At 65.7% G+C, this 24,148-nt stretch carries 18 protein-coding genes; 11 read left to right on the top strand and 7 right to left on the bottom strand.

The genetic code is table 11. The features are described 5' to 3' along the window. Positions 1–17 precede the first annotated feature (17 nt). From AC1DWU_RS01590 to AC1DWU_RS01540, 11 genes are all read left to right on the top strand, one after another. Positions 18–479: a hypothetical protein gene (locus tag AC1DWU_RS01590; RefSeq protein ID WP_477148200.1), complete on the top strand. Its 462-nt coding sequence runs from the start codon at positions 18–20 to the stop codon at positions 477–479. A 256-nt stretch (positions 480–735) separates the two neighbouring features. Beyond that, positions 736–1,296: a F0F1 ATP synthase subunit delta gene (locus AC1DWU_RS01585; protein WP_477148199.1), complete on the top strand. Its 561-nt coding sequence runs from the start codon at positions 736–738 to the stop codon at positions 1,294–1,296. Beyond that, positions 1,296–2,831 carry a F0F1 ATP synthase subunit alpha gene (gene atpA, locus AC1DWU_RS01580; protein WP_477148198.1) on the top strand — a complete coding sequence of 512 codons (1,536 nt, stop codon included), beginning with the start codon at positions 1,296–1,298 and terminating at the stop codon, positions 2,829–2,831. Before AC1DWU_RS01585 ends, atpA begins: the two co-directional genes overlap by 1 nt. Before the next feature lie 54 nt (positions 2,832–2,885). Continuing rightward, positions 2,886–3,764 (top strand): F0F1 ATP synthase subunit gamma, encoded by an 879-nt coding sequence (locus AC1DWU_RS01575; RefSeq protein ID WP_477148197.1) that lies wholly within the window; start codon positions 2,886–2,888, stop codon positions 3,762–3,764. A gap of 17 nt (positions 3,765–3,781) precedes the next feature. Then, entirely contained in the window at positions 3,782–5,320 is a 1,539-nt protein-coding gene (atpD, locus tag AC1DWU_RS01570; RefSeq protein WP_477148196.1) for a F0F1 ATP synthase subunit beta, read from the top strand. A gap of 61 nt (positions 5,321–5,381) precedes the next feature. After that, positions 5,382–5,804 (top strand): F0F1 ATP synthase subunit epsilon, encoded by a 423-nt coding sequence (locus AC1DWU_RS01565; RefSeq protein WP_477148195.1) that lies wholly within the window; start codon positions 5,382–5,384, stop codon positions 5,802–5,804. Positions 5,805–6,148: 344 nt separating this feature from the next. Further along, positions 6,149–8,167, top strand: a complete 2,019-nt coding sequence (locus AC1DWU_RS01560) for a methyl-accepting chemotaxis protein (protein ID WP_477148194.1) — start codon at positions 6,149–6,151, stop codon at positions 8,165–8,167. 129 nt (positions 8,168–8,296) lie between these two features. Next, positions 8,297–10,348, top strand: coding sequence for a methyl-accepting chemotaxis protein (locus AC1DWU_RS01555; protein WP_477148193.1), 2,052 nt, complete (start codon positions 8,297–8,299; stop codon positions 10,346–10,348). 254 nt (positions 10,349–10,602) lie between these two features. Then, positions 10,603–12,414, top strand: coding sequence for a methyl-accepting chemotaxis protein (locus tag AC1DWU_RS01550; RefSeq protein ID WP_477148192.1), 1,812 nt, complete (start codon positions 10,603–10,605; stop codon positions 12,412–12,414). A gap of 195 nt (positions 12,415–12,609) precedes the next feature. After that, positions 12,610–14,922: a methyl-accepting chemotaxis protein gene (locus tag AC1DWU_RS01545; protein ID WP_477148191.1), complete on the top strand. Its 2,313-nt coding sequence runs from the start codon at positions 12,610–12,612 to the stop codon at positions 14,920–14,922. Between the two features lie 112 nt (positions 14,923–15,034). Continuing rightward, the gene (locus AC1DWU_RS01540; RefSeq protein ID WP_477148190.1) at positions 15,035–17,416 is read left to right on the top strand and encodes a methyl-accepting chemotaxis protein; all 2,382 of its coding nucleotides are present in this window, start codon (positions 15,035–15,037) and stop codon (positions 17,414–17,416) included. Positions 17,417–17,625: 209 nt separating this feature from the next. Here AC1DWU_RS01540 and AC1DWU_RS01535 read toward each other — a convergent pair whose 3' ends face one another. The 7 genes from AC1DWU_RS01535 to rsfS all read right to left on the bottom strand — a co-directional run bounded on the left by AC1DWU_RS01535 (position 17,626) and on the right by rsfS (position 23,942). Further along, complete coding sequence (locus AC1DWU_RS01535; RefSeq protein ID WP_477148189.1) at positions 17,626–18,312, bottom strand: aspartate/glutamate racemase family protein; 687 nt, start codon at positions 18,310–18,312, stop codon at positions 17,626–17,628. A 54-nt stretch (positions 18,313–18,366) separates the two neighbouring features. Then, entirely contained in the window at positions 18,367–18,891 is a 525-nt protein-coding gene (locus tag AC1DWU_RS01530; RefSeq protein ID WP_477148188.1) for an RNA pyrophosphohydrolase, read from the bottom strand. After that, positions 18,891–20,039, bottom strand: coding sequence for a divergent polysaccharide deacetylase family protein (locus AC1DWU_RS01525; RefSeq protein WP_477148187.1), 1,149 nt, complete (start codon positions 20,037–20,039; stop codon positions 18,891–18,893). Before AC1DWU_RS01525 ends, AC1DWU_RS01530 begins: the two co-directional genes overlap by 1 nt. Before the next feature lie 126 nt (positions 20,040–20,165). Continuing rightward, on the bottom strand, positions 20,166–21,524 hold the full coding sequence (locus tag AC1DWU_RS01520; RefSeq protein ID WP_477148186.1) for a S41 family peptidase: 1,359 nt from the start codon (positions 21,522–21,524) through the stop codon (positions 20,166–20,168). A gap of 6 nt (positions 21,525–21,530) precedes the next feature. Further along, positions 21,531–22,994, bottom strand: a complete 1,464-nt coding sequence (locus AC1DWU_RS01515) for a murein hydrolase activator EnvC family protein (RefSeq protein ID WP_477148185.1) — start codon at positions 22,992–22,994, stop codon at positions 21,531–21,533. 123 nt (positions 22,995–23,117) lie between these two features. Then, positions 23,118–23,597 (bottom strand): 23S rRNA (pseudouridine(1915)-N(3))-methyltransferase RlmH, encoded by a 480-nt coding sequence (gene rlmH / locus AC1DWU_RS01510; protein WP_477148184.1) that lies wholly within the window; start codon positions 23,595–23,597, stop codon positions 23,118–23,120. 18 nt (positions 23,598–23,615) lie between these two features. After that, the gene (gene rsfS / locus AC1DWU_RS01505) at positions 23,616–23,942 is read right to left on the bottom strand and encodes a ribosome silencing factor (RefSeq protein WP_477148502.1); all 327 of its coding nucleotides are present in this window, start codon (positions 23,940–23,942) and stop codon (positions 23,616–23,618) included. Between the last annotated feature and the right edge of the window lie 206 nt (positions 23,943–24,148).

Here is a 24,148-nt window from a genome sequence, read left to right as displayed (position 1 = left end):
GATTGGGGGATATCGGCATGGACTGGCTGAGCGGAAGCGCGCCTTTCGTGATGTGGGGCGCAATCATCGTATTCAACATCGCAATCATCCAACTGCTGCGGACGTGCCTGGTCGGCATCGATATCCAGGCGGCACTGAGCGAAAAGGGGCCGGTGGCGGTCGTCCAGACCAGCATGACGAAGCAGACCGTGCCAACCGATGCCGGTGGCCAGTTGCAGACGGAGGAAAAGAAGGAGAAGCAATCGACGCCCGGGCCGAGTGGCGAGACGAGCTACAGCCGCGTCTCGGGCATGGTTGGGGCTGTGGTTCTGGCCTGCTTCATCTGGGCGTTGGGGAACGTCGTGCTGTTCAAGGCCTTCACCGCGCCCGCCGAGGTCGGCACGATGCTGCAGGGATTGAGTGGTTTCTTCCTCGCTGGAGCGTCGCTGTTCGCACCCTATGCGTTCAACCAGCTGAGCGCTGCTTTCAAGCCTAACTAGCCCAAAGCGACGAGCCCTCGGACAAGGCGCACGCCGACCGCAATCGCAGCGGCCGGCGCTCGTGCTTTTCCCCTGCGACAAAACTCCCCGAAAGACTCGTGTCCCGGTGCCTTGCGATGCCCAAGATCGCATGTTAGAGGGGGCGCGAAATCCGGGGGGCTATCCGCTTTTCCCCGGCGAACAATCATAAGCGACAGCAGCCTCCGGCGCCTCTACTGGCCGGGTCCGGGTTGCGCAGCACGAGGGTGTCGGGGCATTGGCAGCGCAGAATTCAGTGCTTACCCAGATCGCGCGGCCGTATGCGTCGGCGCTCTACGATCTCGCCGCAGCCGACGGTTCCGTCGCAGCGGTTGAGCAAGGGCTGGTGAACCTGCTGGCACTGGCCGAGGAAAGCCCTGATTTTTCCAGGTTCCTCCGCTCGCCGGTGATCAATACCGAGGAAAAGGCGCAGGCGATCCACGCTGTGCTGGAGCGCGCCAAGGCGCACAGCACGGTGGGCAATTTCGTCAAGGTCGTGGCCCGCAACGGCCGGCTGTTTGCGCTGCCCGAGATCATCAAGGCTTTCCGCGAGCGCGCTGCTGATGCGCGCGGCGAAGTAACTGCAGATGTGACTTCGGCGACGGCGCTCAGCGCTGCGCAGATCAAGACGCTGGCCGATACGCTCAAGGCGAAGATCGGCAAGTCCGTCACGCTCAACCAACATGTCGATCCCAGCCTGATCGGTGGCCTCGTGGTCAAGGTCGGTAGCCAGATGATCGACAGCTCACTCAAAACCAAGCTCACGGCGATGAAGATCGCGATGAAAGAGGTCGGATAATGGATATCAAAGCCGCGGAAATCTCTGCGATCCTCAAGGAGCAGATTCAGAATTTCGGCCAGGAAGCGGAAGTTTCCGAAGTTGGTCAGGTTCTGTCGGTTGGCGACGGTATCGCCCGTGTCTATGGCCTCGACAACGTGCAGGCCGGTGAGCTCGTCGAGTTCCCGGGCGGCATCAAGGGCATGGCGCTGAACCTCGAAACCGACAATGTCGGCGTCGTGCTGTTCGGCAATGACCGCGGCATCAAGGAAGGCGACGTCGCAAAGCGTACCGGCGCCATCGTTGATACCCCGGTGGGCAAGGAGCTGCTCGGCCGCGTGGTCGACGCGCTCGGCAACCCGATCGACGGCAAGGGCCCGCTGAAGGCCAAGGAACGCCGCCGCGTTGACGTGAAGGCCCCGGGCATCCTGCCGCGGAAGTCCGTGCATGAGCCGATGTCGACCGGCCTCAAGGCCATCGACGCGCTGATCCCGATCGGCCGTGGCCAGCGCGAGCTGATCATTGGCGACCGCCAGACCGGCAAGACCGCCGTTATTCTCGACACCTTCCTGAACCAGAAGCCGGCGCACGCTTCCAACGCTCCCGAGAGCGAGAAGCTGTACTGCATCTACGTCGCCGTCGGTCAGAAGCGCTCGACCGTGGCGCAGTTCGTCAAGGTGCTGGAAGATGCCGGCGCGCTGGAATACTCGATCGTCATCGCGGCGACCGCTTCCGATCCGGCCCCGATGCAGTTCCTCGCGCCGATGACCGGCGCCGCCATCGGTGAGTATTTCCGCGACAACGGCATGCACGCCGTGATCGCCTATGACGATCTGACCAAGCAGGCCGTCGCCTACCGCCAGATGTCACTGCTGCTGCGCCGTCCGCCGGGCCGCGAAGCCTATCCGGGCGACGTGTTCTACCTGCACTCGCGCCTGCTCGAGCGCGCCGCCAAGCTCAACGAAGAGCATGGCTCGGGTTCGCTCACCGCGCTGCCGGTTATCGAAACCCAGGCGAACGACGTGTCGGCCTACATTCCGACCAACGTGATTTCGATCACCGACGGCCAGATCTTCCTCGAGACCAACCTGTTCTTCCAGGGCATTCGCCCGGCGGTGAACGTCGGTATCTCGGTGAGCCGCGTGGGTGGTAACGCCCAGATCAAGGCGATGAAGCAGGTTGCCGGCTCGCTCAAGGGCGAGCTGTCGCAGTACCGCGAGATGGCCGCGTTCGCGCAGTTCGGTTCCGATCTCGACGCTGCCACGCAGCGCCTGCTGAACCGCGGTGCCCGCCTGACGGAACTGCTGAAGCAGCCGCAGTTCTCGCCGCTGAAGCCGGAAGAAGAAGTCGCGGTGATCTTTGCCGGTGGCCAGGGCTACCTGGACGACCTGCCGGTCTCGGCGGTCGGTGCGTTCGAAGCGGGCCTCCTCGGTGCGCTCCGTTCGAAGCATGCCGACGTGCTGACGGCGATCGCCAAGGAGAAGGCGCTGTCGGATGATCTCCGCGCCAAGCTCAAGTCGGCGATCGACGGCTTCAAGAAGACGTTCCAGGCCTAAGGCCAATACTGGCGCGCGACCGTTCCGGTCGCGCATGGGGAGTAAAGTGGCCCGATGGCTTCGCTAAAGGACCTCAAGAACCGGATCGCCTCGGTCAAGTCGACCCAGAAGATCACCAAGGCCATGCAGATGGTGGCAGCGGCGAAGCTTCGCCGCGCACAGGAAGCAGCCGAGGCGGCGCGTCCCTATGCCGAGCGCATGGGGAACGTGCTGGCGGCGCTCGGCGCAGCCTATGCCGGCCGCGAGGACGCTCCGGCGCTGCTCGCCGGGACCGGCAAGGACCAGGTGCACCTGCTGGTCGTGGCGACGGGCGAGCGTGGTCTGGCCGGTGGTTTCAACTCGTCGATTGCGCGCCTGGCGCGTGAAACGGCGCAGAAGCTGCTCGGTGAAGGCAAGACGGTGAAGATCCTCACCGTCGGCCGCAAGGGCAACGACATCCTGAAGCGGACGCTCGGCGACAAGATCGTCGAGGCGGTCTCGTTCCGCGAAGTGCGGACGCTCGGCTATGCCAACGCTGCGACGGTCGGCGAGAAGGTCCTCGCCATGTATGCGGCGGGCGAGTTCGACGTGGCGACGCTGTTCTACGCGCGCTTCAAGTCGGTGATCGCGCAGATCCCGACTGCGCACCAGCTGATCCCGGCGAAGTTCGAGGCTCCGGCCGAGGGTGCCGCCGAGACGCTGAGCTACGAGTACGAGCCGGACGAGGAAGCGATCCTCGAGGACCTGCTGCCGCGCAACATCTCGGTGCAGATCTTCCGGGCGCTGCTCGAAAACAACGCATCGTTCTTTGGGGCGCAGATGAGCGCCATGGACAACGCGACGCGCAATGCCGGCGACATGATCAAGCGGCTGACACTGGTCTACAACCGGCAGCGCCAGGCCCAGATCACCAAAGAACTCATCGAAATCATTTCGGGCGCGGAAGCGCTCTAGCAGGAACGAGGTAAATCATGGCCCGCGCAGCGACTGCAGCAAAAGCCCCGGCGACCGACAAGGCTCCCGCCGCCAAGAAAGCCCCGGCCCGCAAGGCCGCTTCGACCACCGTGGTCTCGACCTCCGGCAAGCCGGTGGGCAAAGTCTCGCAGGTGATCGGCGCCGTGGTGGACGTGACCTTCGAGGGTCACCTGCCGGCGATCCTGAACGCGCTGGAAGTCGACAATAACGGCAGCCGGCTGGTGCTCGAAGTTGCGCAGCACCTCGGCGAAAACGCCGTGCGCACCATCGCGATGGACACGACCGAAGGTCTGGTTCGCGGCGCGCCCGTGGCCGATACCGGCGAGCCGATCTCGGTGCCGGTGGGCGACGAGACGCTGGGCCGCATCATGAACGTCATCGGCGAGCCGGTGGACGAAGCCGGCCCGGTGGTCACCAAGGCCCGTCGCGCCATCCACCAGGAAGCGCCGAGCTTCGTCGAGCAGGCTTCGGAAGCGCAGATCCTCGTCACCGGCATCAAGGTGGTGGACCTTTTGGCCCCGTACGCACGCGGCGGCAAGATCGGCCTGTTCGGCGGCGCCGGCGTGGGCAAGACGGTGCTGATCCAGGAACTGATCAACAACGTCGCCAAGGCGCACGGTGGTTATTCGGTGTTCGCCGGCGTGGGTGAGCGTACCCGCGAGGGCAATGACCTCTACCACGAAATGATCGAGTCCGGCGTGAACAAGGACCCGCACGAGAACAACGGCTCGACCGCCGGTTCGAAGTGCGCCCTGGTGTTCGGCCAGATGAACGAGCCGCCGGGCGCCCGTGCCCGCGTCGCGCTTTCGGGCCTGACCGTCGCCGAGCACTTCCGCGACCAGGGCCAGGACGTGCTGTTCTTCATCGACAACATCTTCCGCTTCACCCAGGCAGGCTCGGAAATGTCGGCTCTGCTCGGCCGTATTCCTTCCGCCGTGGGTTATCAGCCGACGCTCGCCACCGACATGGGCGCGCTGCAGGAACGCATCACCACGACCAACAAGGGCTCGATCACTTCGGTGCAGGCGATTTACGTGCCGGCCGACGACTTGACCGACCCGGCGCCGGCGACCTCGTTCGCGCACCTTGACGCGCAGACCGTGCTGAACCGCGCGATCTCCGAAAAGGGCATCTACCCGGCCGTGGATCCGCTCGACTCCAACTCGCGCATGCTCTCGGCCAACATCGTCGGCGAGGAGCACTACAACGTCGCCCGCCGCGTGCAGGAAATCCTCCAGCGCTACAAGTCGCTGCAGGACATCATCGCGATCCTGGGCATGGACGAGCTTTCCGAAGAGGACAAGCTGACCGTGGCGCGCGCCCGCAAGATCGAGCGCTTCATGAGCCAGCCGTTCTTCGTGGCCGAGGCGTTCACCGGTACGCCGGGCATCTTCGTGGCGCTCGAAGACACCATCAAGGGCTTCAAGGGCCTCGTCGATGGCCAGTACGACCACCTCCCGGAAGCCGCCTTCTACATGGTCGGCACCATCGAGGACGCGGTCAAGAAGGCCCAGAAGCTGGCTGCCGCAGCCTAAGCTTCACTGACGCACTCGGGTTCGCCTTCGGGCGGACCCTGATCATCGCAAAGGCAGGACCATGGCCGAAGGCACCAAACTCGAAATCGTCTCGCCCGAGCGGCTGCTGCTCTCGGAGACCGTGAAGTCGGTGACCGTGCCGGGCGCCGACGGCTATTTCACCGTGCTGGGCGACCACGCGCCGCTGATGACGACGCTGAAGCCGGGCTTCGTGACGGTGGTCCGCAATGACGGGATCAGCCACGTCTACTACGTGCGCGGCGGCTTCGCGGACGTCTCGCCGGAAGGGCTGACCATTCTCGCCGAAGAAGCGCAGGATATCGCCGAATTCGACCGCGCCAAGATCGAAGGGCTGATCGCCGCCGGGCTCACCGCCCAGCAGGCTGCGACCACCGCCGAGGACGAGATGCGGCTGCAGGCAGAAATCGATGGCTGGCGGAACCTCCTGCTCGACGCCTCGGTCGGGACCAGCACCGCGCACTGAGCGGACGGCAGATACCGAATTCAAACGGGCGTCCTCAGGGGCGCCCGTTTTGCTTTGCGGGCGGCCGCGACGACACCTCCGAGGAGGGGGCGCCCTCCAAATATGACTTCCCCTGTCCTAAATGCGCGTTCGGAATCTATTCACCAACCCTTAAGGCAAACTGCGTAATTGTCGGCATCGGGAATGCAGCAAGACTAACCGCGCCGGGGCCAGGACAGCCACGGCTAGTAGTGGAGCCGCGCCCAATTGATCACCAGTCCTAAGCCGTTCAGCGGAAGCGATTCCGAACGCGCTCAGTCGTGCCCCGTCGTCGTCCACTCCAGAATCAGAGCGAGCGCAGCAGAATGAAGATCCGGACCCGCCTTTTCCTTATCGTCGCCGTCATGGGCCTGGTTGTTTCAGTCATCGGCGGGCTCGCCCTGTTCGTGACGACGTCGTTCACCGAGCGCACGCAGCAGCTCGAGGCGGCGTCGCAGCGGGCGTTCAACGGCGAGCATCTCAATCGGCTGGTGACGGCCGTGGTGATGGACGCGCGCGGCATCTATGCATCGCCCAACGTCGAGAAGGCGGCGCCGTTCGCCGAGGGGCTGCTGAAGTCGCTCGACAAGATCGACGCGCACCTCGCCGAGTGGCAGCCGCTGGTGCCGGCGGCCGACCGGGCGGCGTTCGACCAGGTGGTGGCCCGCACGGCGGAGTTCCGCCAGTTCCGTGCCGAAACCGCGCGCCTTGCGACGATCGATCCGGCGCAGGCCAACGCGCAGGGCAACAACGACGCCAACCGCGCCAACCGCAAGGCCTACCAGGGCGAGATTGACGCCGTGGTGGAGAATGACCAGGCGCAGTTCGACGCGATCAAGGCCGATATCGGCAGCTTCGAGGCGCTGATCCTGCCGGTGGTGGCTGGCGCAACGATCCTCGGGCTACTCGCCGGTGTGGGCGCAGCGATCTATGTCGGCACGCGCTATGTGTCGCGGCCGCTGACGCGGGTTACCGAGACGATGGCACGGCTGGCCGGCGGTGACCTCAGCGTAGACGTGCCCTATGCCGGCGAGAAGAACGAAATCGGCCAGATGGCGGCCGCGGTGCAGGTGTTCAAGGAGAACGGCATCCGCGTTGCCGAATTGAACGAGGACGAGCGGACGCGGCATGAGAAGGCGGCCGAGCGCGCCGCGATGATGATGAGCTTCCAGAACGCCTTTGACGGGGTGGTGGCGGCGACGCTAAAGGGCGACCTGAAGCACCGCATCGACGCGCACTTCGCCGATGCCGACATCGAACGCATCGCCAAGAACTTCAATGGGCTGATGGACACCGTCGCGAGCGGTCTCAATGAAGCGGGTGACGTGCTCGAAGCGCTCGCTGACGCCGACCTGACCCGGCGCATGGACGGCAATTACGAAGGCGAGTTCGCGCGGCTGAAGCACAACACCAACACGGTGGCGGAGAAGCTGACCGATATCGTGACGCAGCTGAAAAAGACCTCGTTCGACCTGAAGACCGCGACCGGTGAGATACTGTCGGGCGCCAACGACCTCAGCGAGCGCACCACCAAGCAGGCGGCGACGATCGAGGAAACCTCGGCGGCGATGGAGCAACTCGCGACCACAGTGCTGGCCAATGCGCAGCGCGCAGCCGGAGCGTCGGAGAATGCCGGGCAGGTGACGACGACGGCGGAAGCCGGCGGGGCGGTGATGCTGAGCGCCAATGCGGCGATGGGGCGGATCACCGAGAGTTCGGCGAAGATCTCGAACATCATCGGGCTGATCGACGACATCGCGTTTCAGACCAACCTGCTGGCGCTTAACGCTTCGGTGGAAGCGGCGCGGGCCGGTGATGCGGGCAAGGGCTTCGCAGTCGTGGCGGTGGAAGTGCGTCGGCTGGCGCAGTCGGCGGCCAGCGCCTCGAGCGAGGTGAAGGCGCTGATCGAGCAATCGGCCAACGAGGTGCAGGGCGGCTCGCGGCTCGTGGCCGAGGCAGCGGCCAAGCTCGAGCAGATGCTGGTGGCGGTGCGCGGCAATCGCGAACTGCTCGAGGGTATTGCGCAGGACAGCCGGGAGCAGGCCTCGGCGATCGAGGAGGTCAATACCGCGGTCCGCCAGATGGACGAGATGACCCAGCACAACGCGGCGCTTGTCGAAGAAACGAACGCCGCGATCGAGCAGACCGAGGCGCAGGCCAGCGAGCTCGACCGGATCGTTGCGGTGTTCACCGTGGACGCCCAGGCCGAGGCGGTGGCGCCAGTGGTGGAACTGCAGCCGGCCCGCGGCGTCAAGGCGCTGGAGCAGCGCGTGAAGGCGGCGGCGAAGACCTATCTCAGCCGCGGCAACACCGCGATCAAGACCGACGACTGGGCAGAATTTTAGCCCCCGCCGGGGATTTCAACTACGCATTAACCGCTAGAGCGCACCTTTCGTTAACGACGGGACGCGCGCCGGCCGCGTGCGTTTTCCGGGCCGCCAGAAGGCGGTGGCGTCGGCCGACGGAACTTCAGAATGAAGAACAAGGGTACTGCCGGCGCGAAGACGACGACGCCGGAATACGGCGCGCCGACAAAGCCGCCAAACGGGGTCCGGCTCAGGACCCTGGTGTTCGGCCTGTCGGCTACGCTGATGCTGATCGGTGTCGTGGTGGCCGGAGCGAGCTTCTACGTCTCCGCCGAATTCAAGCAATCGGGGAAGACCTCCGAGACGATGATGACGTCGATGCGGGCGCATATGACCGCCGACATGCTGCATGACAGCATGCGCGGCATCGTGTTCCGCGGACTCTATGCCGGCGTCAGCGGCGACGTTGAGATGGCCAGGGACGCTTACAGCGAGGTGATGAGCTACGGCGCTTCGTTCCGGCAGGCGATCGACTCGCAGAACGCACTGGATCTGCCCGAGAGCATCAAGAACGCGCTCGATGAGGTGAAGGCGCCGCTCGATGCGTACATCAACGCGGCCACCGCACTGGTCGGCAAGGTCAACAAGCTCGACGTAGCCGGCGCCACGGCCGATCTCGCGGCGTTCGATGAGAGCTTCGAGACCTTGGAAGGCCAGATGTCGGCAATCTCGGATGCGATCGAGGCGGCCAATATCGCGCAGTTGCGCGCCGCGGAGCGCAATGCGCTGTTCTCGGACATCGCCACCTGGGGCGGCCTGGTGCTGATCCTCGGGCTGGCACTTGCCACGATGCTGCTGGCGCAGCGCTTCGTCGCCAAGCCGCTGGCGAACATGACCGACGGCTTCCGCCGCCTTTCCGAGGGCGATCTCGAGGTGACGGTGGACGCGAGCCATAGGGTTGCCGAGGTGAACGGGCTCGGCAAGGTGCTCGGGGTGTTCCGCGAAGCTCTGCGCAATCGCGACCTGCTGGCAGGCGAGGCGGCTGCGACAGCAAAGGTCAGCGTGGCGCGGGCCGATGCGGCTGCAGCACTGAACCGGGAGATCGGCGACGCTGTCGGCGCCGCCCTCGACGGCGACTTCAGCCGCCGGGTGAGTGACGAGTTTGCCGATGAGGACCTGAGGACGCTGGCGCACAGCGTGAACCAGCTGATCGAAACTGTGGATTCTTCGATCGGCGAGACCGGGCAGGTGCTTGGGGCGCTGGCGCAGGCCGACCTGACGCGGCGCATGGAAGGCAGTTATTCGGGATCGCTGAAGAAGCTGATGGACGACACCAATGCGGTGGGCGACCGGCTGACCGAGGTGGTGACGAACCTGCGCTCGACCTCGCGCTCGCTGAAAGTGGCGACGGGCGAAATCCTGTCGGGCGCCAACGACCTCTCGGAACGCACCACCAAGCAGGCGGCGACGATCGAGGAGACCTCGGCGGCGATGGAGCAGCTGGCGGTGACGGTGCTGGAGAATGCCAAGCGCGCGGAATCGGCGAGCAGCAACGCCGCCGATGTGTCGCGTACCGCGGAGCAGGGCGGCGAGGTGATGCGGGAGGCGACGGCGGCGATGGAGCGGATCACGCAATCGTCGGCGAAGATCTCCAACATCATCGGGTTGATCGACGATATCGCGTTCCAGACCAACCTGTTGGCCCTCAATGCCTCGGTGGAAGCGGCGCGGGCGGGTGATGCGGGCAAGGGCTTTGCCGTTGTCGCCGTGGAAGTGCGGCGGCTGGCGCAATCTGCCGCCAGTGCCTCGAGCGAGGTAAAGGTGCTGATCGAACAATCGGGGACGGAAGTCGCCGGCGGTTCGAAGCTGGTGGCCGAGGCGGCGGCCAAGCTCGGGGTGATGCTGGAGGGCGCGCGCACCAATTACGAGCTGCTGCAGGGCATTGCCGGCGAAAGCCGGGCCCAGGCCTCCTCGATCGAGGAGGTGAGCGTTGCCGTGCGGACGCTGGACGAGATGACGCAGCACAACGCGGCGCTGGTGGAACAGACCAATGCGGCGATCGAGCAGACGGAATCGCAGGCGGGCGAACTCGACCGCATCGTCGACGTCTTCACGGTGAGCGAAGCGAGCGTGGCGGCGCCGGTACCCCGGGCGACGGTGCGGCGCGCCTACCTCACCCAGGGCACCGCAGCGATCAAGGCGGACTGGGACGAGTTCTAGTGGCCCAATGAGCCTCGATAGTCGATGAAAGAGCGCCTTCCGGCGCTCTTTTTCGTCGAGCGGCGGAATATCACCCGACAGGCCGTCAAAGTACGCATTGGCCCGTATCTGAGCGATAACTGCTCTCCCTCCCCCGATAGGTAAACCTCATGGTGTACCGCGGGTTAATGCGCACCACCGGCTTGGAGGTTCTTCAAGCGGATTACGGTTGAAATCGCATCGATCGCAGAAGCGGTTTTTGGGGGCAGAAAGTCATGGGTCAATCAATTTTCGCCGGATTTTCCGGCGGTTCGCATTCGGACTACCGCAGCAAGGTCGACGCGATCATGCGAAGCCAGGCGGTGATCGAGTTCATGCTCGATGGCACCATCGTTACGGCGAACAGCAACTTCCTCGGCGCGGTGGGCTATTCGCTGGAAGAGGTGCGGGGCAAGCATCACCGGATGTTCGTCGATCCGGCGTTCTCGCAGACGGCGGAGTATGCTGAGTTCTGGCGGGCGCTGGGCGCCGGGCAGTTCCAGTCGGGCGAGTATCGCCGCTTCGGCAAGGGCGGCAGGGAGATCTGGCTGCAGGCCACTTACAACCCGATCCTCGACAAGGCAGGCAAGCCGGTCCGGGTGATCAAGTTCGCCGCCGACATCACCGAGCAGAAGAACCGGGCGGCCGACATGGCCGGGCAGGTGGCGGCGATCGGCCGGGCGCAGGCGGTAATCGAATTCAAGCTCGATGGCACCGTCATCACCGCCAACGAGAATTTCCTTGGTGCGCTGGGCTACCGGCTCGAGGAAATCCAGGGGCGGCACCACCGGATGTTCGTCGATCCGGGCTACGGCGCGAGCGCCGAGTACGATCAGTTCTGGGCGCGGCTGCGCGGCGGCGAGTTCATCTCGTCGGAGTTCAAGCGGCTGGGCAAGGGCGGTAAGGAGGTCTGGATCATGGCCTCGTACAACCCGGTATTCGATGCGGCGGGCAAGCCGATGAAGGTGGTGAAGTTCGCCTCCGACATCACCGAGCGAAAGCGGTCCGAGGCGATCATCGAGTTGCTCAAGACCTCGTTGGCGCGGATGGCCGAGGGCGACCTGGGCGGACGGGTGGATACCCAGTTCACCGGGCAATACGAGGGCCTGCGGCAGGCTTTCAACGCTTCGCTGGAGCGGATCACCGAGATCATCACCTCGCTGCAAACGACGTCGCGGGCACTGAAGACGGCGACGGGAGAGATCCTCTCGGGGGCTAACGATCTCAGCGAGCGCACCACCAAGCAGGCGGCGACGATCGAGGAGACGTCGGCCTCGATGGAGCAACTGGCGTCCACCGTCACCGAGAATGCCAAGCGTGCGGCCGATGCCTCGAACAAGGCGCAGGATGTCAGCAGGACGGCGACCGAGGGCGGCGCGGTGATGGAGAAGGCGACGGCGGCGATGGAGCGCATCACCACCTCGTCGGGCAAGATCTCCAACATCATCGGCATGATCGACGACATCGCATTCCAGACCAACCTGTTGGCACTGAACGCATCGGTGGAAGCGGCGCGGGCCGGCGACGCCGGCAAGGGGTTCGCCGTGGTGGCGGTGGAAGTGCGGCGGCTGGCGCAATCGGCGGCGAGTGCCTCGAGCGAAGTGAAGGCGCTGATCGAGCAGTCGGGCGCCGAAGTCGCCGGTGGCTCGAAGCTGGTGGCGGAGGCGGCGCAGAAGCTGGTTGCAATGCTGGAGACGGCGCGCGAAAGCTCGGCCTTGATCGAGGGCATCGCCACGGCGAGCCGCGAGCAGGCCGGCGCCATCGACGAGGTGAGCTCGGCGGTGCGGGCGCTCGACGAGATGACGCAGCAAAACGCGGCGCTGGTGGAACAGACCAATGCAGCGATCGAGCAGACCGAGGGCCAGGCCAACGAGCTCGACAGGATCGTCGACGTGTTCTCGATCGACGATGCCGGCGGCGCCATGGCGCCGGTGGAGATGCCGCGCGGTGGCTCGGTCAAGGCCCTGCAGCACAAGGTGAAGGCGGCGGCCAAGAGCTATCTCAGCAATGGTAACGCCGCGATCGCCAAGGACTGGGCCGAATTCTGATCGGTACAATGCCGGTCGCGGAGCGGCGCCCTCGTTGATCCATGATGACCCCGACCACGCAGGTGGCCGGGGTTGTGCTTTGTGGGCCGAGTTCCTCTGCCTATTTTTGCAGCAGATGCCATCGTGCTTGACCGTTCCTTAACGGCGCACCGCGTTCAATGCAGTAGAAGCACTACTCGGCAGGAGCCGTTCCGCATGCGCATTCGTTCCTTGTCCCTCAAAGTGGCTCTGATGGGGGGCGCCGCGCTTGCGGCGGTCTTCGCCATCGGCATGACCGTGCTGGTGCTGCAAGTCGGCGGCACGATCGAAACGCAGACCCGCCAGCTGCAGGCCCAGACGACTACCGGCATTGCCGGCGAGGTGAAGGCCGAGCTGATGCGCGGCGAACGGGCGGCCGAGGGGATCATCACGGCGCTCGAAGGGATGCATGCGGCCGGGGTCGTGGACCGCGCGGTCTACGATGCGACCATCCGCCAGTTCCTCGAGAACAACACGAACCTGCTCGGTGCGTGGTCGGGCTGGGAGCCCAATGCGCTCGACGGCAACGATGCGGCGGCGGTCGGCAAGCCGGGGCACGACGCGACCGGGCGCTACATCCCTTACTGGAACCGCGGGTCGGGGCAGATCGTCCTCGAGGCGCTGACCGGCTACGACCAGCCGGGCGCCGGCGACTACTACCTGAAGCCCAAGGAGCTGAACCGCGTCGTCGCCATCGAGCCCTACACCTACACGGTCGCCGGCAAGGACATGCTGATCATGTCGTTCGGCGGGCCGATCACATCGGGCGGCAAGTATATGGGCACCGGCGGCGTCGACCTGGCGCTGGGCGACATCAACACGCGCATGACCGACATCAAGCCGTTCGGCACCGGTCACATCATCATCGTCTCGGCGACGGGCATCGTTGTTGCGCATCCGGACGCGACGATGATCGGCAAGACTCTCGATCCGGCGGACCCGGTCAGCGTGATCTTTGCCAGCGCACTGGCAGACAATGCGGTCAAGGATGCGGACAGCACTGGCGCCGATGGCGTAGCGCTGCGCCAGACGGCGGTGCCGTTCAGTGTCGGTGGCACGGATGACCGCTGGGTGGTGATCGCCAGCGTGCCGATTGCGACGCTGGAAGCGGCGGCGACCGAAGGGCGCAACACCATTCTCGTGCTGTCGGCGCTCTGCGTCATCGTCGCCTGCACGATCCTGTTCCTGCTGCTCCGCATGCTGGTCGGCGGGCCGCTCGGCGCAATGGGCCGGACGGTCAAGACCATGGCGGAGGGCAACTACTCGGTCACGGTGCCGGAGACGGCGCGTGTCGACGAAGTGGGTACGCTCGCTCGCGCTGTCGAGGTGTTCCGCCAGAATGGCATGAAGGTCGCCGAGATGACTGAGGCCGAGGCGGTGCGCATCGTCCGCGACCAGGAGGCGCGCGTGCAGATGATGGCGGAGCTCCAGGGTGCGTTCGGCGACGTGGTGGATGCTGCGATCGACGGCGATTTCTCGAGGCGGGTCGCCGCGGAGTTCCCCGATGCCGAGCTCAACGCCTTGGCAGGGAGCGTCAACCAACTGGTCGAGACGGTGGATCGCGGGCTGAGCGAGACCGGCGAAGTGCTATCGGCGCTGGCACAGACCGACCTGACGCAGCGGGTCAACGGGCAGTACGGCGGCGCCTTCGCTCGTCTGAAGGATGATACCAATGCGGTGGCCGAGCGGCTCACCGAGATCGTCGGGCAGCTGAAGGGGACGTCGCGCGGGCTGAAGACGGCTACGGGCGAAATCCTCTCGGGCGCCAACGACCTCAGCGAGCGCACCACCAAGCAGGCGGCGACGATCGAGGAGACGTCGGCGGCGATGGAACAGCTGGCGTCGACTGTCACCGCCAATGCGCAGAACGCCCAGCAGGCCAGCGAGGCGGCGGGACGGGTGACGCTGGCGGCCGAGCAGGGCGGCGGCGTGATGCAGCAGGCGAACGCTGCGATGGAGCGGATCACCTCGTCGTCGGGCAAGATTTCCAACATCATCGGTATGATCGACGACATTGCGTTCCAGACGAACCTCCTGGCCCTCAACGCTTCCGTCGAAGCGGCGCGGGCCGGCGACGCCGGCAAGGGCTTCGCGGTGGTGGCGGTGGAGGTGCGGCGGCTGGCCCAGTCGGCGGCCGGCGCCTCGTCCGAAGTGAAGGCGCTGATCGAGCAGTCGGGGACCGAGGTCAGCACCGGGTCGCGGCTGGTGGCCGAGGCAGCGGACAAGCTCGAAGCCATCCTCGGGGCGGCGCGCTCGTCGAACCAGCTGATGGAAAAGATCGCGCGCGACAGCCACGAGCAGGCCTCGGCGATCGAAGAGGTGAACACCGCCGTCAGGACGATGGATGAAATGACCCAGCACAACGCGGCGCTGGTCGAACAGACCAATGCGGCGATCGAACAGACCGAAGCGCAGGCGTCGGAGCTCGATCGGATCGTCGAGGTGTTCAACGTGGCGGACGCCAGTCGGGGGATGCGGCGGGCGGCCTGAGGCCGGCCGTTGCATGTTTAACGCGCCCTTAAATTCGGATCCCTAAGGTATGGCTCGCGCAGCAGAAGGCGCGGGCCGCCTGGCGGTCAGGACAGAAGACCTCGGGGAAAAGATGAAGGCATTCACGATCTCGCGGAAGCTGCCGCTGGTGCTGCTGGCCTCGGCTCTGTTGGTGGGCGCTGGGGTTGGCTCGGCGAGCTATCTGATCGGCTCGAGCGCGCTGGGCACGCAGGCGCGACAGAACCTCTCGACGCTGGCTTTCGAGCGCGCCAACCAGCTTGGCGCTTACATGAAGTCGGTCGAGGCCGATCTGGTCGCCACGGCGAGCGCCGATGCGACGATCCAGGCGTTGAGGGATTTCGCTGGCGCGTGGCTGCAGATCAAGGATCCTGATCCGGCGGGTGCGCTGAAGAAGGTCTACGTGTCCGATAATCCGAACGCGGCCGACAAGCGGCTGCTGCTCGACACGCCCCAGACGACGCTGACCTACGCAACCCCGCACACCAAGGTGCAGCCGCATTTCCGCGAGCAGATCCTCGCGGCCGGCTATGGTGACCTTTATCTCTTCGATACCAAGGGGCTGTTGGTCTATTCGACCGCCAAGCAGGACGATTTCGCGACGAGCTTCGTCGACGGGCCCTATGCCACGACGGGCCTCGGCGATGCCGCCCGCAAGGCGCTGGAAATCGAGTCGCCGACGGAGACGGCATTCGCAGATTTCGCCAGCTATCCCGGCGCGGCCGAGGCGATGGCGTTCTTCGCCAAGCCGGTGTTCAACGCGCAGGGCCGCAAGATCGGCGCGGTGGCCTTTCAGCTGCCGGCCAGCCGGCTTGCCCCAGTCATTGACAACCGCACCGGGCTCGGGGCCAGCGGAGAGACGCTGATCGTCGGGGCGGATGGGTTCGTGCGGTCCGATTCTGCCTTCACGGCGGAGAGCGACGTTTTGACGGCGACAATCGACAGTCCAGCCATTACTGCGGCCCTCGGCGGCACCGCGTCGTCGGGCGAACTCAAGGGTTATCGCGGCGGCACGTTCCTCGTCGCGGCGGCGCCGGTCGAGGCGCCGGGGCTCGACTGGGCACTGGCGGCGGCGATGGACGAGAACGAGGTGTTCGCGCCGATCGCCGAGATGCGGAACATGATGCTGGAGGTGGCGGCGGGGCTGCTGCTGCTGGTCGCGGCGGCGGGCTTCGTGTTCGCGCGGACAATCACCCGGCCGATCACCCTGCTGACCCAGACCATGGAGCGGCTGGCCGAAGGCAAGCTCGACACTGAGGTCGCGGGTGTCGGGCGTGGCGACGAGCTGGGCGCCATGGCCAAGGCGGTTGAGATCTTCAAGGAGAATGCGCTGAAGGTCAGCCAGATGACCGAAGCCGAGGCGGTGCGCATCGTCCGCGACCAGGAGGCGCGGGTGAAGATGATGGCCGAGCTGCAGCAGGCGTTCGGCGATGTGGTCGATGCGGCGATCGACGGCGATTTCACCAGGCGCGTGGCGGCCGAGTTCCCGGATGCGGAGCTCAACACGCTGGCTGGCAGCGTCAACCAGCTGGTCGAGACGGTGGATCGCGGGTTGGGCGAGACCGGCGAGGTGCTGTCGGCACTGGCGCAGACTGACCTGACGCAGCGGGTGAACGGCGAGTATGGCGGGGCTTTCGCGCGGCTGAAGGACGATACCAATGCGGTGGCCGAGCGGCTCACCGAGATCGTCGGCCAGTTGAAGGGCACGTCGCGGTCGCTGAAGACGGCGACGGGCGAGATCCTGTCGGGGGCCAATGATCTGAGCGAGCGCACGACCCGGCAGGCGGCGACCATCGAGGAGACGTCGGCGGCGATGGAGCAGCTGGCGGCGACGGTGAGCGCCAATTCCCAGAACGCGCAACAGGCGAGCCAGGCGGCGGGGCGGGTGACGCTGGCGGCAGAGCAGGGCGGCGTGGTGATGCAGGATGCCAACACGGCGATGGAGCGGATCACCACCTCGTCGGGCAAGATCTCCAACATCATCGGCATGATCGACGATATCGCGTTCCAGACCAACCTGTTGGCGTTGAACGCGTCGGTGGAAGCGGCACGGGCGGGGGATGCCGGCAAGGGCTTTGCCGTGGTTGCGGTGGAAGTGCGGCGGCTGGCGCAATCGGCGGCGGGCGCCTCGAGCGAGGTAAAGGCGCTGATCGAGCAATCGGGCAGCGAGGTGAAGGCCGGCTCGCGCCTGGTGGCCGAGGCGGCGGAAAAGCTCGGGGCGATCCTCGTAGCGGCGCGCTCGTCCAATCAGCTGATGGAGAAGATCGCGCGCGACAGCCACGAGCAGGCCTCGGCGATCGACGAGGTCAACACCGCCGTGCGGACGATGGATGAGATGACCCAGCACAACGCAGCGCTGGTCGAGGAGACCAACGCGGCGATCGAACAGACCGAGGCGCAGGCCAGCGAGCTGGATCGGATCGTCGAGGTGTTCCAGGTGGTGGAGCAGACCGGCGGGATGCGGCGGGCGGCTTGATCCGAGTCCGGGTCGGTGTGACCTATCCCACCCACCGCCGTCATCCCGGCGAAAGCCGGGTCCCACCGCTCAGTTGGTGGGTCTGACGGAGATCGTGCCGGTCTTTCGCTGAAGGATCGGCACTGCTAGCGTGCGCTGATCGGCCCGCGCATTGGGTCCCGGCTTTCGCCGGGATGAGGATCGAGGTTGTGGCGCTGTGGTGCCCGGTCTCAGCCCAAAGCCGCAGCCACCAACGCCTTGGCGTGCAAATCCGTCGTGTCATAGGTCGGGAGCGGGCTGACGCTGTCGTCGATCAGCATGCAGATCTCAGTGCAGCCGAGGATCACCGCTTCGGCGCCGCGGCCCTGCAGGCGGGTGATGGCGTCGACATAGGTGCGGCGCGACTCGTCGCGGACGATGCCGAGGCAGAGCTCCTCGTAGATGATGCCGTTGAGGTTGGTGATGCCGACATCGGGCACCAGCACCTCGAGCCCGCGTGCCTCCAGTCCTTCAATGTAGAAGCGCTTTTCCATGGTGAAGCGGGTGCCGAGCAGCCCGACCTTCTCGATACCGTCGGCGATGAGCGCATCCGCGGTGGGGGCCGAAATGTGGACGAAGGGCACGGTGAGCGCCGCGACGATCTGCGGGGCGCAGATGTGCATGGTGTTGGTGGCGAGGCCGATGACGCCGGCGCCCTGCGCTTCAAGCGATTTCCCGATGCTGGCGAGGATGGCGCCCGCGCCGTCCCAGTTACCGGCCCGCTGCATCGCCTCGATGGGGGCGAAATCGACCGAGTGGACGATGACGGGGGCGGAGTGGAGGCCGCCGAGCCGGGCCGCCGTCTCGCGGTTGAGGATGGCGTAGTAGTGAGCCGTGGATTCCCAGCTCATGCCGCCGATGAGGCCGATGGTTTTCATGATCCACAGATGGCGCGGATTGGCGGGGGAGGCAAGGGTGGCCGTCTGCCTCAGCTAGCCCCTGATCCCCGCTGGCACGTCCTTGAACGCTTCGACGATCTTGAGATACGCCTCGCGCTTGAACGGGACGATCAGGTCGGGGAGCGTTTCGAGCTTTTCCCAGCGCCACTTGTCGAACTCGGCGGGATGCGCGCCGCCACCGGGGTTGAGGACGTCGATGTCGCTGTCCTTGCCGGTGAAGCGGAAGGCGAACCAGCGCTGGCGCTGGCCGCGGTACTTACCCTTGAGCGCGATGCCGAGCGCCTCGTCGGGGAGATCGTAATAGATCCACTCGGGGGCTTCGGCGATCAGCTCGACCGAACGGATCGAGGTTTCCTCGAACAGTTCGCGATAGGCGGTGTCTACAGGCTTTTCGCCCTTGTCGATGCCGCCCTGCGGCATCTGCCAAGGAGAATCGGCCTCGGATGTGACCTCCGGGTTGCCGGCGGGCATGCGGCGGCCAACGAAAACCAAGCCTTCGGCGTTGAACACGGCAGTGCCGACGCAGTCGCGATAGGGTAGCTCTTCGCGCTTGGGCATTACTTGTCTCCCATCAGGGCGCTGGCCGGCACGATCTCGAAACCGCGCTCGGCGAGGCCGGCGGCCCACTCGGTAACGGCTTCGACGGAGACCGGCAAGGCCGAGACGATGCCGATGGCGGAGCCGTTGTCGCGCGCCTGCTTTTCTAGCGCGGTGAGGGCGGCGAGAATGGGGCCGCGGGCGGGATTGGCGTCGATCATGGCGTCGACGCGGTTGAACGGCACGCGGTTGGCGCGCGCCAGTTGCGGGGCAAGTGAGCGGTTGGAGGAGCCGTCGTCGAGATAACCGAGGCCGCGGGCGCCGAGCTCTTCCATCATCGGGCCGAAATCGGCGCCGGAGGCGGTAAAGCGGGCGCCCATGTTGTTGATCAGCCCGACATAGCCGGAGAAGCTGCTCATTACCTTGAACAGCTTGGTGAGGTTGTCGCGCGGCGCCTGCCCGGTGAGCAGGGTATCCGGGCCCGGATCGTTCTCGGGGTAATCGAAAGGCTCGAGCGGCACTTCGAGGAAGATCTCGTGACCGTCGGCACGGGCTTCGCCGACCGTGCGTTCGAGGGTCTTGCCATAGGGGGCGAAGGCCAGCGTCACGTCTTCGGGCAGCTTGGCGATGGCGTCGAGCGTACCGTCGAGGTTGAGACCGAGGCCGGAGACGACGATGGCGATCTGCGGCTTGCCGCCTGAGGTGGCCGGTGTGTCGGATGGACGCGAGTAGGCGTCGAACGGCCGAATACCCGTGCCGGAGACACGGGGGATGGGGCCGAACTCGGTGTCCTCGAGCAGCTCCGGATCGGTCGTGGCGGGATCGGCGATCGCCATCTCGGCGGGATCGGCCGGCGCGGTGACGGTTTCGGCCGGGAACATCTCGGGGTCGGCGGTGATGGTCACTTCGCTCGGGCCGGCGACGGCGCCGGCGACACTGTTGGAAGGGGTGGCGCCGGCGATATCGACGGTGGCGCTCGGGCGGCCGCCATCAGGGTCGTCGACCAGCATGATGCGGGCGGTGACGCCAAGGCCGATCAGCGCGACGAGGCCGATGGCGATGCGGGTGACGGGGATGTGGCGCCGGAGCAGCGCACCGCCGGTGGCGGCCTGGGCGGCCTTGGCTTGCCTGGCCTTGCGGCGAACGAGGGGCGCGCTGAGGTCGCTCATATGGTCGGGGCCTTCATCCCAGATCACGGGAATCGAACGGGGCGGCGAATCGGGCCGCCCCGGGTCAGGCTCATTGTGTGTCGGGCAAAGGGTAAGGAAGCGTTAACCCTGTTGCGGAGTTTGCTGTCAGCCGGCGGACTTGGGCGGGAAGGCGGCGTTGGTCTCGAGGCCGTCGATCAGCTTGATGGCGTACTGCAGCTGGTTGTCCTTGTCCTTTTCGGCAGGGACATAGACGGAGGAGCCGACGGTTGCCTTCTCCTCGGTGCCACCGCCGATTTCGCCAGGCAGCGCCGCTTCGCCGATGATCTCGTCGCGGCCCTTGAACTCCTCGGGGACGTCCTGGGTGATCAGGATGTCGGGCTGGATGCCGGAGGCCTGGATCGAGCGATTGTTCGGGGTGTAGTAGCGGGCCGTGGTCAGGCGCATCGCACCATCGGCACCAAGTGGGATGATAGACTGCACCGAACCCTTGCCGAACGAGCGGGTGCCCACCAGGGTCGCCCGCTTGTGGTCCTGCAGCGCGCCGGCAACGATCTCGGCCGCCGAGGCCGAGCCGCCATTGATCAGCACCACCATCGGCACATCGGCGAGCTTCTTGTCGAGCGCGTCGGGCTTGGCGTCGTAGCGCGAGCTTTCGCTGTCGATGCGGCCACGGGTCAGCACCACGGCGCCCTGCGGCAGGAAGGCATCGGAGACGAACACGGCCTGGTCGACGAGGCCGCCCGGGTTGTTGCGCAAATCGAGGATGATGCCCTTGGGGGGCTTGCCGTCACGCGCCTTGTAGATGTCGTCGACGGCCTTCTGGATGCCGACGAAGGCCTGCTCGGAGAAGCGGGCGAGGCGGATGACGCCGACATCGCCTTCCATGGTCATGCGGGCGGCGCGGGTGGCGATGATGTCGCGGGTGAGCTCGAACTTCAGGGGCTCGGTGACGCCTTCGCGGACCACCGTGACGGTGATCTTCGAACCAACCTGGCCGCGCATCTTCTCGACTGCCTGGTCGAGCGTCAGGCCCTGGACCTGGGTGCCGTCGAGCTCGACGATGAAGTCGTTGGCGAGGATGCCGGCCTTGGCCGCGGGAGTGTCATCGATGGGCGAGACCACCTTGATGACCCCGTCTTCCATCTGCACTTCGATGCCGAGACCGCCGAACTGGCCGGTAGTGTCTTCCTGCACGTCGGAATACTCGACCGGCTCCATGTAGCCCGAATGCGGGTCGAGCGAGGTGAGCATGCCCTGGAGCGCCGCGTGGATGAGCTTTCGCTCATCGGGCGCTTCGACATATTCGGCGCGGATGCGGTCGAACACTTCGCCGAACAGGTCGAGATCGGAGTAAACCTCGTCGGAGGTGCGCGGCGCACTGGCGGGAACGGCTGCGTCGGCTGCCGGCGGCGTCTGGTCCTGCGCAATCAGTGGAGCACAGGCGAGCCCGAGCGTGAACACGGCAGCCATCGAAGCGACTATGCGGAGGGGCGTCAAACGCATCAAATTCTATCCACTCTGGGTTGGAACCGAAGCCACCGACCACCATCCCGTGGGGTCGACGGGTTCATTGTTCTTTCGCATTTCAATATAGAGGGTCGGGCGGGAGACACCAGCACTGGTCGCGACGGTACGGCCAATTGTCTGTGATCCCATAGAGCCGACGGGTTCTCCCATCATCACGAACTGGCCGATCTGCACATCGACCTTGTCCAGTCCGGCCAAAAGGATGGTGTAGTCCTGTCCTGCATTGAGGATGACGATTTGGCCATAATTGAGGTAGTCGCCCTGGAACAGCACCCAGCCATCGGCGGGTGAGACCACCTGGGCGTCGGCGCGAGTGACCACGGAGAGGCCGCGCGAAATGCCGCCGAAGCCGTCGCCGGCGCCATAATCGATCACCGTGACGCCGCTCGAGGGCATTGTGAGGAAGCCCTTGGCCTGGGCGAACGGCACCGCCGGCTCGGTCCGGTTGGTGTTGGCGAGAGCGAGGCGGACCGTGTCCTGGTCGAGCGTCGGCGTGCTGCCGCCGGCATTGGCGGTAGCGGTGGCCTCGGCAGCGGTAGCGACGGCAGCGGCGCGCTTCTGCAGGTCGTCGATCAGCTGCTTGAGCGAGGTTGCCTTGTCAGCCAGGGCCTGGGCCTCGGCCTCTTCGGCGGCGAGCGCCGTGGTGGCGCGGTTTTCGTTTTCCTTGCGGGCGGCAATCAGCGTGCCGATCCGCAGCTGCTCTTCCTCGAGGATTTCGAGGTTGGCTTCGAGCTTGCCCTGCTGTTCGAGGGCATCGGCCTTGATCTGGCCGAGCTTGGTCAGGTCGGCCATCACGGTGTCGGCCTTCTTCTGCAGCTCGGGCAGGATGGCAGAGATGAGGATCGCCGAGCGGGCGGAACCCAGCGCGTCGGACGGGTTGACGATCAGCGCCGGAGGCGGGTTGCGGGAGATGCGCTCGAGCGCCGCCAGCACGTTGGAGATGTTGTTGTCGGCGCCATCGAGCCGGCCACGGACTTCGAGTTCCTGGACGATCAGGTCGCCGAGCTTGTCCTCGAGCGCCGCAATGTCGGTTTCGGCCCGCTTCACCCGTTCGGCGGCGGCGATCAGGGCGGCATTCTGCTTATTGCGATCGCCCTGCATGTCGGCGATCTCTTTTTTCAGCGCGTCGGCCCGCTCCTTGGTGACCGAGATCGAGGCCTCGATCTCGGTGAGCGCCTTCTGCTGCTCGGCCATTGCCGGATCGACTGGCGGGGCCAGCGGCTCGACACTATCGACGGAAGGGCGGAGGTTGAGGTCGGTGGTGGATGGCGTAGCCCCCTGCGGCGTAGCGTCGGGGGCGGCCGGTGTTGCGGCGGCGGGAGCTGCATCGGGCGCGGTAGTGGGCGCTTCCGGCGTCGCCTGTTGGGCGAGCGCGGCGGTGGCAAGCGCCAGCGCCAGAACGGCGCCTCCGGCGATTGCACGTCTCGACCAGCCCTTTGCCGGCATCAAACTTCCACGTCCACCCGAATCATGATCACGCGACCATAGCGCAGAGGCCGATAGTCCGGGGGTTTGTCTTTTGAATGGCGACGAATGTCGTGGTCCGGGGCCACAGCCTCGATGTGGGGCTCACTCCCGGTGGTACGGGTGGCCCGACAATATCGTGGTGGTCCGATAGAGCTGCTCGGCCAGCATGATGCGGACCAGCTGGTGCGGCCAGGTGAGGGGGGAGAAGCTCAGCGTCAGGTCGGCTTCGCGCACGAAGGCGGGATCGAGACCGTCAGCGCCGCCGATGATGAAGCTGACCGCTGTGCGGCCGTCGTCGCGCCAGCGGGCAAGCTGCTGCGCAAAGGCCGGCGACGGCATGGTCCTGCCGTGCTCGTCGAGGGCGATGCGGATCCCTTCTGGGAGGGCGGCGCGGAGAGTTGCGGCCTCGTCGGCTTTGCGGCCGTCGCTGGTGGTGGCGCGGGATTCAGCGAATTCGAGCACGTCGAAACCGGTCAGCGCGAGAGGCTTTCCCGATGCCTTGGCGCGATCGAGATAGCGCGCGACGAGTTCACGCTCGGGGCCCTGCTTCATCCGGCCGATGGCGGCAATCGCGATGCGCAAGGCGAGGACGCCGACGGACTAGCGACCGTCGGCGGCGAAATCGACCGCCCACATCTTCTCGATGTTGTAGAACTCGCGCACTTCGGGCCGGAAGATATGGACGATGACGTCACCGGCATCGACCAGCACCCAGTCGGCGTGCGGCAGTCCCTCGATCCGCGGCTTGCCAAAGCCACCTTCGCGGAGCGCTTTCACCAGCTGGTCGGCAACGGCGCCGACATGGCGGTTCGAGCGGCCCGACGTCACCACCATATGGTCGGTGAGCGACGACTTGCCGGTGATGTCGATAGCAACGGTCTGCTCGGCCTTGGCGTCGTCAAGGCTATGCAGCACCAGATCGATCATGCGGGGTTCAACGGCGACCTCGGTCACCGGGGCGGGTTCGGTCTTCTTCTTGGGCGATGCCATCAAATGGCCTCAGCCCATGCAAGACAAGCACGGGTCATGCGTGTTTCAGCTGTCCTTGGTTGTGGGGTCGAAAGGCTCGCAAAAGCGCAGCTATCGTTGTTGTCCCATCCTGAGTGGCGAATAACCACTACTCCTTCAATATG

The sequence above is a fragment of the Devosia sp. P2_G7 genome (assembly GCF_056403495.1).
Note: the sequence above shows the minus strand (reverse complement) of the source record. Positions and strands in the feature narration are given on the sequence as shown.

Bases quoted from the DNA above. Each gene is read 5' to 3' on its own strand.
- AC1DWU_RS01550 (WP_477148192.1), top strand. From the start codon at position 10,603: ATGGGTCAATCAATTTTCGCCGGATTTTCCGGCGGTTCGCATTCGGAC.
- AC1DWU_RS01545 (WP_477148191.1), top strand. From the start codon at position 12,610: ATGCGCATTCGTTCCTTGTCCCTCAAAGTGGCTCTGATGGGGGGCGCC.
- AC1DWU_RS01520 (WP_477148186.1), bottom strand. From the start codon at position 21,524: ATGCGTTTGACGCCCCTCCGCATAGTCGCTTCGATGGCTGCCGTGTTC.
- atpD (WP_477148196.1), top strand. From the start codon at position 3,782: ATGGCCCGCGCAGCGACTGCAGCAAAAGCCCCGGCGACCGACAAGGCT.
- AC1DWU_RS01530 (WP_477148188.1), bottom strand. From the start codon at position 18,891: ATGCCCAAGCGCGAAGAGCTACCCTATCGCGACTGCGTCGGCACTGCC.
- AC1DWU_RS01560 (WP_477148194.1), top strand. From the start codon at position 6,149: ATGAAGATCCGGACCCGCCTTTTCCTTATCGTCGCCGTCATGGGCCTG.
- rsfS (WP_477148502.1), bottom strand. From the start codon at position 23,942: ATGATCGATCTGGTGCTGCATAGCCTTGACGACGCCAAGGCCGAGCAG.
- AC1DWU_RS01535 (WP_477148189.1), bottom strand. From the start codon at position 18,312: ATGAAAACCATCGGCCTCATCGGCGGCATGAGCTGGGAATCCACGGCT.
- AC1DWU_RS01590 (WP_477148200.1), top strand. From the start codon at position 18: ATGGACTGGCTGAGCGGAAGCGCGCCTTTCGTGATGTGGGGCGCAATC.
- atpA (WP_477148198.1), top strand. From the start codon at position 1,296: ATGGATATCAAAGCCGCGGAAATCTCTGCGATCCTCAAGGAGCAGATT.
- AC1DWU_RS01565 (WP_477148195.1), top strand. From the start codon at position 5,382: ATGGCCGAAGGCACCAAACTCGAAATCGTCTCGCCCGAGCGGCTGCTG.
- AC1DWU_RS01515 (WP_477148185.1), bottom strand. From the start codon at position 22,994: ATGCCGGCAAAGGGCTGGTCGAGACGTGCAATCGCCGGAGGCGCCGTT.
- AC1DWU_RS01525 (WP_477148187.1), bottom strand. From the start codon at position 20,039: ATGAGCGACCTCAGCGCGCCCCTCGTTCGCCGCAAGGCCAGGCAAGCC.
- AC1DWU_RS01555 (WP_477148193.1), top strand. From the start codon at position 8,297: ATGAAGAACAAGGGTACTGCCGGCGCGAAGACGACGACGCCGGAATAC.
- AC1DWU_RS01575 (WP_477148197.1), top strand. From the start codon at position 2,886: ATGGCTTCGCTAAAGGACCTCAAGAACCGGATCGCCTCGGTCAAGTCG.
- AC1DWU_RS01540 (WP_477148190.1), top strand. From the start codon at position 15,035: ATGAAGGCATTCACGATCTCGCGGAAGCTGCCGCTGGTGCTGCTGGCC.